Below are 13,692 nucleotides of genomic sequence, written 5' to 3' on the forward strand. Positions count from 1 at the left end.
AGTCAGACCTGGACGATGAATGCTTGAAAGTGCGCATGGCATGCGCAATCGTTCAAACATGATCGATGACCCGCTTTCCGACGTGCTGCGACTGGCCGAAGTGCATTCGGTCGTCGCTGGCGGCTTCTACGCCTCCGGCGCGTGGAGCATCCATTTTCCTCCGCCCGACAAGGTCAAATTCTTCGGCGTGGTGCGAGGGCAGGGATGGATACGCTTCGACGGCGATGCCATGCCGATGCGCTTTGGCACGGGCGACGTCATTCTCTTGGCTGCGCCGCGCGGATTCACCTTGGCCAGCGAGCCCGACATGCCGGGGATCGAAGCGCGCACGATCTTCGCTGGCCGCACGGAGGCGTTCGTTGCCGTGGGTTCCGCATCCAGCACGGATCACGAAGTGATGCAGGTGGGCGGCCATTTCAGTCCGTCCACGGCGTATAGCTCGTTGCTGTTGGATGTGCTGCCGCCTTTCATCCACGTGCCGGGGGCGTTGCCCGAAGCGCGCGCCCTGCAGTGGATCCTGCAGCATCTCGTGCAGGAGCGCGAAGGCTTGCCTGGGGCTGCGCTGGCTACGTCGCAATTGGCGCTGTTGCTGTTCGTGCAGGTGTTGCGCGCGCATCTGGCCAGTGGTGCAACGCTGAAGGCCAACTGGTTGCGGGCCGCCACCGATGCCCGCGTAGCACCGGTACTTCGCCTGATGCACAGCGACCCGGCACGGGATTGGCGACTCGATGAGCTAGCCCGGGCCGCCGCCATGTCGCGCACGGGATTCGCCGCCCACTTCAAGGCGATGGCCGGCGCGTCGCCACTGGCGTACCTGGCACGATGGCGCATGCACCTTGCAGAGCGTGCCTTGCGCCGTGGCGAAGCCACGGTGGGCGACCTCGCCCGCACGCTGGGGTACGCCTCCGAGAGCGCTTTCAGTCATGCGTTCAAACGCATCGTCGGACAATCGCCGAAGCACTACGAAGCGAGTCACCGGAAAGCAGCGCCATCGGGAGATGGGCTTTTGCCTGCGGAATGAATGCCCAAAACGGGGTCAGGTTTGCTTTTGGTTCCTCTGGAAGTAAACCTGACCCCATTGCGTGATCCACCAAGGAGAATCGTTTGGCTACAGATACCGATAATGACTTTTACGATCGCGCGGATGCTGTAATTCGCTTGGCGAATGATCAGCTCGCGGAGGTTTCGCGCGGAAAAGTCAGTGCCTCGTGCATGTATGCATCGTCCCGCTTCAGTGCTTGGGTGAGCGCTTGCGGTTTCGAGTCGGGCGAGGACATGGCGGCCGCGAAGCAGGAAACGATGGAGTACTTCGTTAAACAATTCCGATCCATGTTGGAAGAGAACCTAAATGACTACATCGATAACTTTAAAACCTACATGAGCCGTAAGGATGGCTGACATTTGCTTGATTTCGTAGTGCCCGCTTTCGACCCAAAGCGGACATCGCAATCGATGCCTCGACGTTGGAGGCGGACGCTAATTCAGTGGTTGCCGGAATAATCCATCCGCCTGAGATCGTCCAGCAAGCCTGGGCCGCTCGGATGCCAATCCAGAGCCTTGCGTGTCCACGCGCTCGACGCCAACAGGTCCATGCCGACGAACCCGGCCATCCATCCAAAATGATCTCCCGCATCACTCGGCGGGATGGACGTGACGGGCACACCCAAGCCCGCACCGATCACTTCGGCGATATCGCGAACACGAATGCCCTCTTCGGCAACGGCGTGATAGCGGGTTCCCGGTTTGCATTTCTCGATCGCAAGCCGATAGAGCTGCGCCACGTCGAGCACGTGCGCAGCTGGCCATCGGTTGAGCCCTTCGCCGACATAGGCCGATACGCCCTTTGCGCGAGCCACGGTGATCAAAGGAGTGATAAGGCCTTGCTTCACCGTGTCATGCACTTGCGGAAGCCGCACGACCGACACGGCGACACCGGCCGCGAGCATCTCCGCCCCTGCGATCTCCGATGCCGACCGCGGGTTGGGATGTTCGGTATTGAAGACATCCTCGGTCGCAGGCTTGCCTGGTAGGGCGCTCCCCATGCCCGTTCCCGACGTGATCAGCAGCGGACGGTCGGAACCCACCAGCGCTGAACCCATGGCCTTAATGGCCTGCCGATCCTTTTCGCAGTTGGCGGCAAAGTTGGAAAAGTCGTGATCGAACGCGGTGTGGATCACGGCGTCCGCTTTGGCCGCGCCGCTGCGCAGACTATCCAGATCCTCCAGCTGGCCGCGATGCACCTCGGCGCCGGCGGCGGCGAGCGCACGCGCACCCTCATCCGATCGCGTCATGCCAAGAACGCTATGCCCGGCGGCGAGCAGCTCCGGCACGATCCGGGAGCCGATAAAGCCGGTCGCGCCGGTCAGGAATATGCGCATGGGGAGTCTCCAACGATGGGTGTTGGATATAACTTATCCCGGCGCGCATACCGGTAAAGCAGTGACATTATCAGGGTATAAAAACCAACAGGATCGCCATGTCCACGCCTAACAGCAATCCACTCGGCATCTACCTGAAAGATAGGCGCAGCCGGCTCGACCCGGCGGCCTTTGGCTTCACTGGCGGGCGCAGGCGCACGCCGGGCCTGCGCAGGGAGGAGGTCGCCCAGCGCGCCAACATCAGCCCCACTTGGTACACCTGGCTGGAACAGGGGCGAGGAGGCGCGCCCTCGGCGGATGTGCTCAACCGTATCGCCGACGGGCTGATGCTGACCGAGCCGGAGCGCGAACACCTCTTCATACTCGGCCTTGGTCACCCACCCGAAGTCCGCTACAAAGCCATCGAAGGTGTCACGCCCAGGTTGCAGCGTGTACTCGAAGCGATGGAAGTCAGCCCTGCCATCGTCAAGACCGCCCTGTGGGATGTCGTGGCCTGGAATCGCGCGGCGGCTGTTGTGCTCACAGACTACGGTGCGCTCCCGCCCGCAGAGCGGAATATTCTGCGGCTGATCTTTTCCAATTCACGGGTGCGCGCCGCTCAGGAAGACTGGCAAAGCGTGGCGCGATTCGTCGTCGGCGCGTTTCGTGCAGACGCTGCGCGTGCAGGTGCGGTTGCGGAGATCGGCCAGTTCGTTGAAGAGCTGTCCCGGCAGAGCCCCGAGTTTGAAGCGTTATGGCTGGCCAACGACGTCAGCGCTTACGGAGAGGGCGTAAAACGCCTGCACCATGCCGAACTGGGTCTCCTGGAGCTTGAGTTTTCCACCTTCGCGGTTGATGGACGACCGGATCTGGGCATGATCGTGTACAACCCGGCGACTAGCGCAGATAAGGATCGGATTCGTGCGTATATCAAGTCACGGGTAGCGGTGGGTTAAAGGTCGGCTTGCGGCTACGGATTAAGGGGGGGCGACGCCCTTGCTGCTTGCGCAGTCTTTGAATTCAAAACGGCGAAAACGGGCCGGGTTTGCTTTTGGTTCCTCTGGAAGTAAACCTGACCGCGGTTGGTGGGTTGGTCAGCGGCGGTTGACTGCGCATCCGGCGCTTCTTGCGAGCGCCGGGGCTGCGGATCATTGGCCGATTCGGTTTCCCGGGTGCGAGCACACAGGCTCTGATGCTGGCGGCCTCGCAGGAGAGGCGATTCAGCTCAAGCCTGATCGGATGCCGCGCTTCCTCCGCTCGGTGGTGTCTCGGGCGGATGCGCCTCGCCGGGCTGGGAGGTCATGGTCTTTTCTAGTTCCATCCACTGCAGCCGACCCTGCGCAAGCGCTGCGCAGCGGATACCCATGGCGGTCATCGCGGCGATGCCTTCCAAGGAGATGGACAGGTGGCGATGATCCAAGGGTTCTTCTTCGTTGATCAGGTCGGCGAGCAATCGCGTGGTGTGCCGTGCGTACTGCAACCACTCGGTGGCATCGCTCAGCAAGTCGTGCGGCGAGGCATTCGGGTCGGCGTAATAGTCGGCGTTGCGTGATAACCAGCGTTCTCCAAACAGGTTCATGTCCTTAAGCTCCTGAAGTGATGCCGCGGCTTGGTCCAGGTGCGGCACGCCGAAACAGCCGGGCGTGCCGCGATCACACGGACTCGAAGGCTCACCGACGGCCCATGACTGGGCGCCGGGCGGCTTGATTGAGAAGTGGATGGGCGTCCGTAAGTTCCGCCGCCGCGCAAGGCGACGCGCCGAGTTTCACGGCTAGGGAACAATCCCTGCGAAAAACACTTAGGCGCGGTTCTTCAACCGTGTTCGCGAAAGGTGCGAACGGCCCGGATGGGGGGTGAGGATGTCGCCGAGGGGATCGGCGGGCGTGCGGGTGCCGTATGATCTGGGTCAGCCATGATCAACTCCAACTAGTTGGTGATGGTTAGCGGGTCGTAGGAGCGCCAACTCCTGCGGCCCGCGCTTCTCGCGGCATCATCGTTGCCGTGGTTGCCCGAGACACGTCTGGAACCGCTACGCGGGCAACGGCTATGAAGCTAGCAAAAAGGGGTTGGGGTTGTCTGTAGGGCAGTGACTGCGGGATATGTCGGAGCGATGTCATTTGGTGATTAGCGTGCATGCTGCGCGGGATGCATCACAGTTACTTTTTCGCTCGAGTTGCATTCGGTGAAACAGGTCGATTCGAAGATCAGTTTGGCAGTGCAGTTGGTCGATGTGACGATCGGTGTAGCCATTGGGCGGCGAGCTTGCTCATGAGACGGCGAGCAGCCTACTTGATGCCGAGAGATGCGAGTCTGCACCCGTATCGCAGCTGATCCATTTGCTTCCCGTGATCGAAGCCGAGGAGCAGAATCGCGTCCGCCCGGGGAGCGGCTGATCAATTATTTTGCTGCGGTATTCCACAAGCGATAACAGCCAAGGCTTTCGAGATACCGTAGAAATTTTCTGCTCTTCTAACCGACAACAATAGGGGAATACTATGCGGTGGCTAAGGCTTGGCAGGGGAATAACTCGGTTCGCTGCTCTTCTTTTGTTTCTTATGGCAGGACGAGTTTTTGCAGATACCGCTTGGGACTTCGGCGGCATGTATGGTTACTACAATGGTGGTTCTTATAACAATCCCGCGACGAATTCGACCTCGTGCCCCAGCGGTTACACCTCCTACCTGGTGTATGGAACTCCCAGTGTCGACTGGTCGATGTACTTCTGTGGGCGCCCACATATTTCCGGGCAGGACTCTCTGTACGACTTTGGCGGTATGGTTGGGCTGGCGGGAAGCACTGCGTACTATGCGGTCCCGTGGCGCGGGTATTTTTATTACGTTAATCCATTCACTCACACGGACGCTTGTCCTCCGGGGTATACGAGGACTCAGGTGCTGGGCACTCCCTCCGTAGATAACGTGCTCTTCTTCTGCTGGCGAATTCATTCTTCCGATACCTCGACTGCCAGCATGTACTTTGGTGGGATGACTGGCGATGGAGGCACGCCTTACGCAAACCCAGCCACGGGATCAGCCTACACGTGCCCTACGGGATACGTAGCCTATTCAGCCTTAGGCACGCCATCCGTTGACTATCGGTTCTTCTATTGCGGCATCCCGCAAAACGCGTCGACAGTGCTTGCCGGTGCCGGCAGCCTTGGTGTGGGGGAAACTTTGATAGGAAACGTAGATACCCACGGATGGACTATCGATCAGCAGGTGAATGCTCTAAATAGCAATGGAATTAACGCAAGAGTTGTTCGGCTCTGGACTCTCGCAACGGACCTTCTATCAAGCCCTACGACGGTAGACGACGCAAAGATGTCTGTCGCACAAAGTGCAGTGGCAAGCTTGGAGAGGTCGGGTGTCACCGTGCTTGGGATGGATGGGACGTATCCGCACTGGATGACAGGTGGCACGCATTGGGGGCTTATACCTTGCCGAGATCTCACGCCGGGAAGTCACTATCAAGTGTTCTTGGATAATTTCGAACAATCGTGGGTTACGCTGGCACATGCGCTCCCGAACGTTTTCTTGTGGGAGCCCGCAAACGAAACAAATGGGATGCTGCGCCCAGATACTGACCAGCAAAATGACCCGTTGTTTTGCCCTGTTGATCACGGCCCTGAATTCACTTGGGAAGAGGCGGCCGATATCACCACGGACCTCATGTTCCGAGCGCATAGGGCAATACATAGCGAAATACCCAGTGCAACGGTATTTATTCCGCCACCGAGTCCTTACCCGCACGGCGATTTCGATCCATCATTCTCGAACATGGCGACGTTCATCTCGCGCATCTACCGCAACATCAAGGGCGGTACGTGGCCGAGCACCAACACAAGGGACTATTTCGATGGCGGAAGCTGGCATCCCTACATTGCTGGTGATGCAACTGTGTCCAGTTGGGTTCAGCCGAATATGACTATGTACAACGTCTTCGCAAACAACGGTGACGGTACATTGCCCATGATATTTTCTGAGACCGGCTACTCTGTATGTGCGACAGGGTGTGCAACCAACTCGCAATCCGTCGCGGCGGCTTGGATGGCTGATGCCATCAGTCTGAGCCAAGCCAACTTTCCTTGGCTCACTTATTTCATCTACTTCCGGGCGTTCCAAGACCCCACGGATCCGACGAGCTCGGGTTTCGGAATGATGTCTTCACCTTCTCAATACCCGGGAAGCAGTTGGTTTCCCACGGCAACGTCGAATCAAACCATGCCGCCGTCCGGGTTCTGCTATTTCACCGGATGCAGCTATCCGGTACCGAAGCCGTGATTCCGTCATGGCCCGATCCTTTGCTAAGAAGGTAACTCTCACTTTCTCCTTGGCAGCGATTTCCGTTTTGTTGATCCATGCCAGCTCACCGATCGGTAATGTCTTCCTTCACCAAAGGTAAAAACCGATAACGGGCCGGAGGTAGTTAAGCGTGTTGATCCAGTGCATAGCACCGCTACCTTAACTGCCCCCGGCCCCTTTTGGGGTCTGCAGCGGGCTCGTCGGTAAGGTCCTGGCATACGCTAGTCATTAGGCACTTGAGGAAGTGCGCGGCGCAATGCTGCGATAAGCCCTGGGGCTCGATCATTGAGCAATATCCGGCTAAGCCACGTTTCGAACGGCCCTCTTTTTGTGTTCCTGAGATGGCTTGCCGCAACGGCCAGCATCCCCTTGTTGTCGAAGATTGACAGAAGCGTCAACAGATCCTTTTCAGCGATGGCCGCGTGGATCTTCTCCCGCCGCCTCGCGGCAATGGCCTGAATGTTGAGGCCACTTGTTTGCGCAGCATAGGCGGCTTCCATTTCGTTAATCGTAGTTTTGCCGCTCAGGTCGGTTTTCTTTAGTGCGTGGTCAATCCGGCGCAGCGAGTGCCGGATCACCGCAGACTCCACGGCCCCATCCTGCGAGGCAAAATCGAGCAACTTGCTCTTTAACCCGTCGATATGCTCTTGAATGTGATCGGTGGCCACGTGTTCGGCGATTGCAATCTCGCGGCTGACCTCGGGAAGTAGCAATAGATTCTCTGCTTCGGAGACCGGCAAAACCGCTATCCCGAGCCCCCGGAGGTATGCGGCATCGTCCGTATCATAGTCGTCAGCGTCGATGACTCCCGCGCAATGAATACGCGTAAACGCAGCATTGGCACGCATCGTCACGACTGAATGGATAACATCCTTGCATGAGCCTCGAGGGACGACTGTCCATTCAGGGTATGCGCTTCTGTAGATTGCCTTATCTAGGCTGTTCAGATCGCCTTCGACGAAAAGGATTGGGCGACGACTCCCCAGAAGGAGAACGGAGAGCTCTTCAGAAAAGCCGGTGCCATCTGGGACTGCTTCAATGATCCATTTCGGTCCTGCCTGGGAATAGTCGCGAATTACAAATTTTTGGCCGACGCGCGACGCTGCGAATTCGAGATCATGTGTGATGAATGCCAACGCGCAATCGGGTCGTGCATTCTCAAGCTCGTCCCAAAGCCTGTTCATGATTGACCGGTGAATATGGAGTTCGGGTTCGTCGATTACGAGGAGCGAATTGTCGGCCGCCACCAGTACCTGGCCAATCAGATAGAAGATTGCCCGCTCACCATCGCTCATTTCAGAGGCGCTATAGAGCTCTCCACTTCCAGGTACTCGAACCTCAATATTGTCGTCGCTGATCACAAGCTCGCGATGCGGCAACAAGTGCTCCCATATGTTCTTGAGTCGCTCGAACTTCGTAGCTTGGGCTGCGTGCTCGGCTCCCGAGCGGGCTTTAGTATGAGTAACGAGCGCCGTTTTTGACTGCTCGGCGAAGAGTGCCTGAACGAGGAAATCAAAATCGTTCAAGAGCGCGACGGCAGCTTTTCCATTCGCCCAGCGATGATTGTGGCGATATTCGATATTGGCACGTTCATCTGCATAGCCATAGCGAAGGCCTCTCAGGGCATTGCCTTCGTTGATCTTTGGGACGGCGGGGTCTAGTCCTAATGCTCGATGTGCCGAAATTCGATGAACTTGTTCTCTGGCTGCATTTTCAATGAATAGAGCGAGTCGAGTCTTTCCACTCCCATTGGCGCCGACGAACGTAGCCGATGTTCCCGGGTCAATGATGATCTCGGACGGGGCATCGTTGGTCGGGATGGAAAAGCGAAAGGTCATGTAGTCAAGTCCGTATGGGCCAATTGGCTCACAATGATGACTCATTGGCGGCTAGAACTGGTCTTGGCCGCTAGGTGAGTAGTATGTCGATAACGGGCCGGAGGTGGTTAAGCGTGTTGGTCCAATACGTGTGCCTTAACTGCCTCCGGCCCTTTTTCCCACGGCGTCAGCGCCAATGCCAGCGATACGGAGCCGTCGAAGCTGCTGGCGGTGTTTGTCGTCAATACCGATGAGAAGGTGCTGACGATTCGGGGCCCGAAGTAACGCGCAACCGGCGTGCTTGCTTAGGGCGAGCGATCAGGGGTTGTCAGTTGGTGCTCGTAAGCGTGTTGGTCCAATGCATAGCACCGCTGCCTTAACTGCCTCCGGCTCCGTTTTCCAGGCCATTGCAGGACCAGCGCGTTAACTGTGAGCTATCTCTCAAATTTGCGTAGTCCAAAGACTACAGGCAGGAAATTGCGCCACAACGGACGCTTAGTGGCGCCTTTGTTTTCACAATCCGTGCACGGAATATCTCGCTGATTTTGCAAGATATTTCGAGCGGCGGCCGATTGACCGTCACCGGTTCCATCTCCAAGTATCCAGCGCCGAAAGGGGGCATCACGAAAGGATCTTTTTGCATGGAAATCGGGGTTCGCTCGGCGCTCTTAGCACTTACGTTGCTCGCTTCCTCGCTGGTCTCAGCACACGCTCATGCAGGTGTCACCACCAGCCTTCCTCATCCCAACCTATTGCCTTCGTGTGGAGAGGGAGGGGACCCGTCACCGCCGATCAACGAGGTAGTACGGATGCGACCAGCGATGACGTTGGGTAGAACGCCAAGCGAGATCGACGGAAATTTCGCAGGGGTCATTGAAAACAATTTCACCCACGGCTCTGCATCGCTCGTTCTCTCGCGGCTGACCGACAAGGAACTGGCGGGGATTGCGCGCTTGTACAGGCAGACCAACGCTGGGCGGCCGCCGAAGCTGCTGGATGTCTTGGCTTCGCGGCTCACGGCGAAAGAGCTTGTTCGCGTCGCGGGTGTATTCGGGGTCAACGACGTCAATGCCGCCGTTCAACGCTCGGCGTCACATTCGGTCGCGTCGATGTACGCCGCCCGGGTAGCCACAGGAGAAGTCACGATTCCGACAACGATCATGCCCATGTCTGGTCCGGCACCGACCCGGTACATGACTCTCGAGGAGATCTATCTGGAATTCCGAACCGCGCCGGTCGGAAGCTTGGGACCGGCTGCCGCGTTCTCAGAGACCGTCATTTATGCCGGTGGCCAAGTCGCCGCGGCCGGAGCCGTAGGCTGGAAAATCGGCTCTGAGGTGGGCGACCTCATTCAGGAATACGATCCCTCGCTATGGGATGCCATCGGCGGGACGGTCGCTGGTGTGGCCGACCGTATTCAGAGCGCAGCAGATGCCGTGACCAACAGCTCTGGTGTTCAGCGGGGTATCCAGGAGCACAATGCTGACGGCATGTTTCAGTACCCCGTATCGTCAAGTAGCGACCCCTACGGTGACTGGGATGCGACATGGGACTTGGGCAACGATATAGGCGATGGCTGCTTTGACTGAGGTGTGGCAATGATTGCTCGGTGGCTTGGGTTACCAGATAGGCGAGGCGCGTGGATCTTCGCACTATCGGCACTTGTTACGCTGGCCTTGCTGCTTCTGGCTATGCATGGATCAAAGGAGCATCGGGTGAATCTTCTTTTCGATGCTGGCCTCGCATGTTTTGTTGGGTCAGCGCTCCTGGGTCGGGCATGGCGCGGCCTAGCCAAGACGCTGCCGGAAATCTACAACGAGAAGCTCAAGAGCGGCCGGCGCATGTCCGCGGCGGAAAAACTGCTAGGCGTCCTTTGTATTGGACTCATTAGCCTGGCGTTCTACGTCCAGTTCGCCACTTGATGCAATGCTCAATGGAAGTGAAGAAGGCGGCCTTGGTGCCGCCTTTTTTTTGAGGACAGGGCCGTTCGACACCAATATTGGTACACAGCCCCTGGCGCCACCCCATGACTTCCAGCGCATGGACTATCCATAACTCCACACTATCCTTCACTCACGGCTAAGTAGCCCAAAGGGTGAGCCAGGTGGAAGACGTTGCCGGCCTGTTGAAGAAATTCCAGAAGGAGCTGTCAGCGGGCACCGTGTCCCTGGTGCTGCTGGCGGTGTTGGGCCAGTCGAAGCAGCCGATGTACGGCTATCAGATCGCCAAGCGGCTGGAAGAGGTGGGGGAGGGGGTGCTCGCGGGGAAGCAGAGCGCGCTGTATCCGGTGCTGCGCAACCTCGAGGCCTACGGTCTGCTGGAGAGTGAAGTCGAGCCCTCGGTGAGTGGCCCGCCGCGCCGCTATTACCGCATCACGAAGCTGGGGCGCGAGGTGCTGCGCCAGTGGGTGGCTGCGTGGAACGCCACGCGCGATTCCGTCGATACCGTTTTGCAAGGAGGGGTGACATGAACACGCCGCGCACTATCGCGGAATACCTGGAACAGCTGCGTGCCGCGCTTCGCGGCGCCGATCCCGCGCTGATCCAGGACGCGCTTTACGACGCCGAGGAACACCTGCGCGCCGAGTTGCAGGAACATCCGGGCATGTCGCAGGAAGAGATGCTCGCGAAGGTCGTGGGCAGCTATGGCTCGCCGGAGGAAGTGGCGGAGATCTACCGCGACCAGGAGATCAAGATCCAGCGCGCGCTGCGCCCGCCGCCGCCGCCGAAGCGGCATTCGCTGGCCGGGCGCTTCTTCGGCGTGGCGGCCGACTCGCGCACCTGGGGCGCGCTGTTCTACATGCTGCTGTCGCTCGCCACGGGCATCTTCTATTTCACCTGGACGGTGACGGGCGTGTCGCTGTCGGCGGGGTTGTCGGTGTTGATCGTGGGCATTCCCTTCATCGTGCTGTTCTTCGGCACGGTGCGCGCGCTGTCGCTGGTGGAAGGGCGTGTAGTGGAGACCATGCTGGGCGTGCGCATGCCGCGCCGGCCGCCGTATCCGGTGGCGGGGCGCACGTTGATGAGCCGCATCGGCGCGATGTTCACCGATGCGCGCACCTGGACGACCATGTTTTACATGCTGCTGATGCTGCCGCTGGGCATCGTGTACTTCACCATCTCCGTCACGCTCCTGGCGGTGTCGGTGGGCTTCATCGGCGCGCCGCTGGCGTGGACCTTCGGCCATGTCGACCACGACATCACCATCAACTGGGGTTATGGCTCGCACACGCCGACATTGGGCGATGCACTGGTGCTGTTCGTGGCCGGCGTGTTGCTATTGTTCGCGACGTTGCACCTGGTGCGGGCGCTGGGCCGTATGCATGGCGTGATCGCCAAGCACCTGCTGGTGTCGCGCGACATCTCTTGAGTTGAGTCCACGTCCTGCCGGAGGCCCCATGCGTTACCCGCGTCCGTGTTCCGTGTTGGTGCTGTGCCTGTCGTTCGCCGCCGCCTCGCACGCCGCCGAGCCGGTGCCCTTCGAATCCGCGCGGGCCAAGGCCTGGTTCGACGAGGCGCATCGCCAGTGCGCTGCCGACGGCGGCAAGCTATGGGGCAAGAGCTTGTGCGGGCCGGCGATGTTCGTCGACCCGGCCACTCGCCGGGTGATCGCCAATCAGGCGGATGCGCAAGGTTTGCTCAAGGCCGAGCAGGGTGTGTTCGTCGGGCGCCTGCCGGACAACGTTTCTTTCGCCAATACCGCCCTGGATTGGGCCGGCGTGCGCTGGTCCCAGCTGGTCTGGCCGATGCCGGAGGATGCCGGCCAACGCCGCGTGGTGATGGCGCACGAAGCGTTCCACCGCATCCAGGCCGAGGTGGGGCTGGCGCCGGCGCCCGACGCGCCGGTCGACGCGCTCGACACCTTGCGGGGGCGTTATCTCGTGCAGCTGGAATGGCGCGCGCTCGCCAAGGCCGTGGCGGCCGCTGACGACCGGGAGCGCCGTCGCCGCGTCGACGACGCGCTGCTGTTCCGTGCCGCGCGCTATCGCGAGTTTCCCGAGGCCGCCGCCGCCGAACGCGCGCTGGAGCGCAACGAAGGCGTGGCCGAATACACCGGTATCGCCGTTGGCGCGGTGTCGCCCGAGGAACGCAAGGCCCTGACCGAAGCGGATCTCACCTCGCATGTATCCGCGCCGAGCTACATCCGCTCCTTCGAGTACGCGACCGGCCCGGCATATGGCTGGCTGCTCGACCGCTATGCGCCGTCGTGGCGGCAGCGGATACGGGAACAGCCCGACGCCACGCTGTCCGATCTGCTGGCCGCCGCGTTGCGTGCCAAGCCCGGCGACGCCATGGAGGCCGGGGTCGAACGCCGTGCCGCCGACTACGACGGCGCGACGCTGCTCGCCGCGGAGAAGGCGCGCGAACAGCGGCGCCAGCAGGAGATCGCGCACTACCGCGCGCAGCTGGTGGATGGGGCGCGTCTCGTGTTGCCGCTGCGCAAGCCGCAGATCATGTTCAATCCCAGCACGCTGGTATCGCTGGGTGACGTCGGCACGGTCTATCCGACCATGAAGGTCATCGCGGAGTGGGGTTCGATCGAGGTGACCGAAGGCGCCTTGCTCGCGCCGGATTGGAAGAACCTGTACGTCGCCGTTCCGGGCAAGGATGCGGCCCGGACGGGGACGGTCGCCGGCCCTGGCTGGACGCTCAAGCTCGCCGACGGCTGGCGCTTGAAGGAAGGCGAGCGGCAGGGCGACCTGAGCTTGAGCCACGAGAACCCGGGCGCACCCTGACGCCCGACACGCGAGGTGTTTTCGATGCGGGAGACGCTGGAGTTTCTGATCGGCCGCTGGACGGGCGAGGAGCAGATCGCCACCACGCGCTGGGGGCAGGGCGGGCCGGCCACGGCGGAGGTGGAAGCACGCCTCGATGTGGGCGGCAAAGCCGTGGTGATCGACTATCGCGAACAGCGCGACGGCCAGCCGGCGCTGCTGGCGCATGCGGTGATCGCGCCTGGGCCGGAGCACGACCAGTTCCAACTGTTCTGGTTCGACAGCTACGGCTTCGTACCCTCCGCGCCGGCACCGGGGCATTGGGACGGGCAGCGGCTGACCTTCCTGCGCAGTTCGCCACGCGGACAGACGCGGCACGTCTACACGCCGCAAGCCGACGGGAGCTACACGCTTGCGTTGGAAAGCTCGTTCGACGGCGGTGTGCAGTGGGAGCCCGTTATGAGCGGGCATTACCGGCGGGCGTAGATGTAGGTTGGGGTGAG

General features: G+C 60.3%; 13 protein-coding genes. 10 read left to right on the forward strand and 3 right to left on the reverse strand.

The features are described 5' to 3' along the window. The first annotated feature begins 40 nt into the window (after positions 1-40). Positions 41-1,021 (forward strand): AraC family transcriptional regulator, encoded by a 981-nt coding sequence (locus RKE25_RS07915; RefSeq protein ID WP_311841695.1) that lies wholly within the window; start codon positions 41-43, stop codon positions 1,019-1,021. An 83-nt stretch (positions 1,022-1,104) separates the two neighbouring features. Beyond that, a complete protein-coding gene (locus RKE25_RS07920) occupies positions 1,105-1,398 on the forward strand; it encodes a DUF3144 domain-containing protein (protein ID WP_311841696.1) in 294 nt (97 codons plus the stop codon). Between the two features lie 83 nt (positions 1,399-1,481). Here the strand turns inward: RKE25_RS07920 and RKE25_RS07925 are convergent, their stop codons facing one another. Then, entirely contained in the window at positions 1,482-2,378 is an 897-nt protein-coding gene (locus RKE25_RS07925) for an SDR family oxidoreductase (RefSeq protein WP_311841697.1), read from the reverse strand. A 98-nt stretch (positions 2,379-2,476) separates the two neighbouring features. Here RKE25_RS07925 and RKE25_RS07930 point away from each other — a divergent pair, with 98 nt between their 5' ends. Continuing rightward, positions 2,477-3,313, forward strand: a complete 837-nt coding sequence (locus tag RKE25_RS07930; protein ID WP_311841698.1) for a helix-turn-helix transcriptional regulator — start codon at positions 2,477-2,479, stop codon at positions 3,311-3,313. A gap of 269 nt (positions 3,314-3,582) precedes the next feature. Here the strand turns inward: RKE25_RS07930 and RKE25_RS07935 are convergent, their stop codons facing one another. Next, a complete protein-coding gene (locus RKE25_RS07935) occupies positions 3,583-3,936 on the reverse strand; it encodes a hypothetical protein (protein WP_311841699.1) in 354 nt (117 codons plus the stop codon). A gap of 1,741 nt (positions 3,937-5,677) precedes the next feature. Here RKE25_RS07935 and RKE25_RS07940 point away from each other — a divergent pair. Continuing rightward, the gene (locus RKE25_RS07940) at positions 5,678-6,637 is read left to right on the forward strand and encodes a hypothetical protein (RefSeq protein WP_311841700.1); all 960 of its coding nucleotides are present in this window, start codon (positions 5,678-5,680) and stop codon (positions 6,635-6,637) included. A 242-nt stretch (positions 6,638-6,879) separates the two neighbouring features. Here RKE25_RS07940 and RKE25_RS07945 read toward each other — a convergent pair whose 3' ends face one another. Then, positions 6,880-8,496, reverse strand: coding sequence for an AAA family ATPase (locus tag RKE25_RS07945; RefSeq protein WP_311841701.1), 1,617 nt, complete (start codon positions 8,494-8,496; stop codon positions 6,880-6,882). Between the two features lie 800 nt (positions 8,497-9,296). Here RKE25_RS07945 and RKE25_RS07950 point away from each other — a divergent pair. The 6 genes from RKE25_RS07950 (at position 9,297) to RKE25_RS07975 (ending at position 13,675) form a co-directional block, all read left to right on the forward strand. Next, positions 9,297-10,064, forward strand: coding sequence for a hypothetical protein (locus tag RKE25_RS07950; RefSeq protein WP_311841702.1), 768 nt, complete (start codon positions 9,297-9,299; stop codon positions 10,062-10,064). A 126-nt stretch (positions 10,065-10,190) separates the two neighbouring features. After that, entirely contained in the window at positions 10,191-10,397 is a 207-nt protein-coding gene (locus tag RKE25_RS07955) for a hypothetical protein (RefSeq protein ID WP_311841703.1), read from the forward strand. A gap of 182 nt (positions 10,398-10,579) precedes the next feature. Further along, entirely contained in the window at positions 10,580-10,945 is a 366-nt protein-coding gene (locus RKE25_RS07960; RefSeq protein WP_311842356.1) for a PadR family transcriptional regulator, read from the forward strand. Next, a complete protein-coding gene (locus tag RKE25_RS07965; RefSeq protein ID WP_311841704.1) occupies positions 10,942-11,844 on the forward strand; it encodes a sensor domain-containing protein in 903 nt (300 codons plus the stop codon). The genes RKE25_RS07960 and RKE25_RS07965 overlap by 4 nt, the downstream gene beginning before the upstream one ends. A gap of 28 nt (positions 11,845-11,872) precedes the next feature. Further along, the gene (locus RKE25_RS07970; RefSeq protein WP_311841705.1) at positions 11,873-13,210 is read left to right on the forward strand and encodes a hypothetical protein; all 1,338 of its coding nucleotides are present in this window, start codon (positions 11,873-11,875) and stop codon (positions 13,208-13,210) included. A gap of 24 nt (positions 13,211-13,234) precedes the next feature. Continuing rightward, positions 13,235-13,675, forward strand: coding sequence for a DUF1579 family protein (locus RKE25_RS07975; protein WP_311841706.1), 441 nt, complete (start codon positions 13,235-13,237; stop codon positions 13,673-13,675). Positions 13,676-13,692: the final 17 nt, after the last annotated feature.

It is taken from the genome of Dyella sp. BiH032 (assembly GCF_031954525.1).
Classification (GTDB): Bacteria; Pseudomonadota; Gammaproteobacteria; order Xanthomonadales; family Rhodanobacteraceae; genus Dyella_D.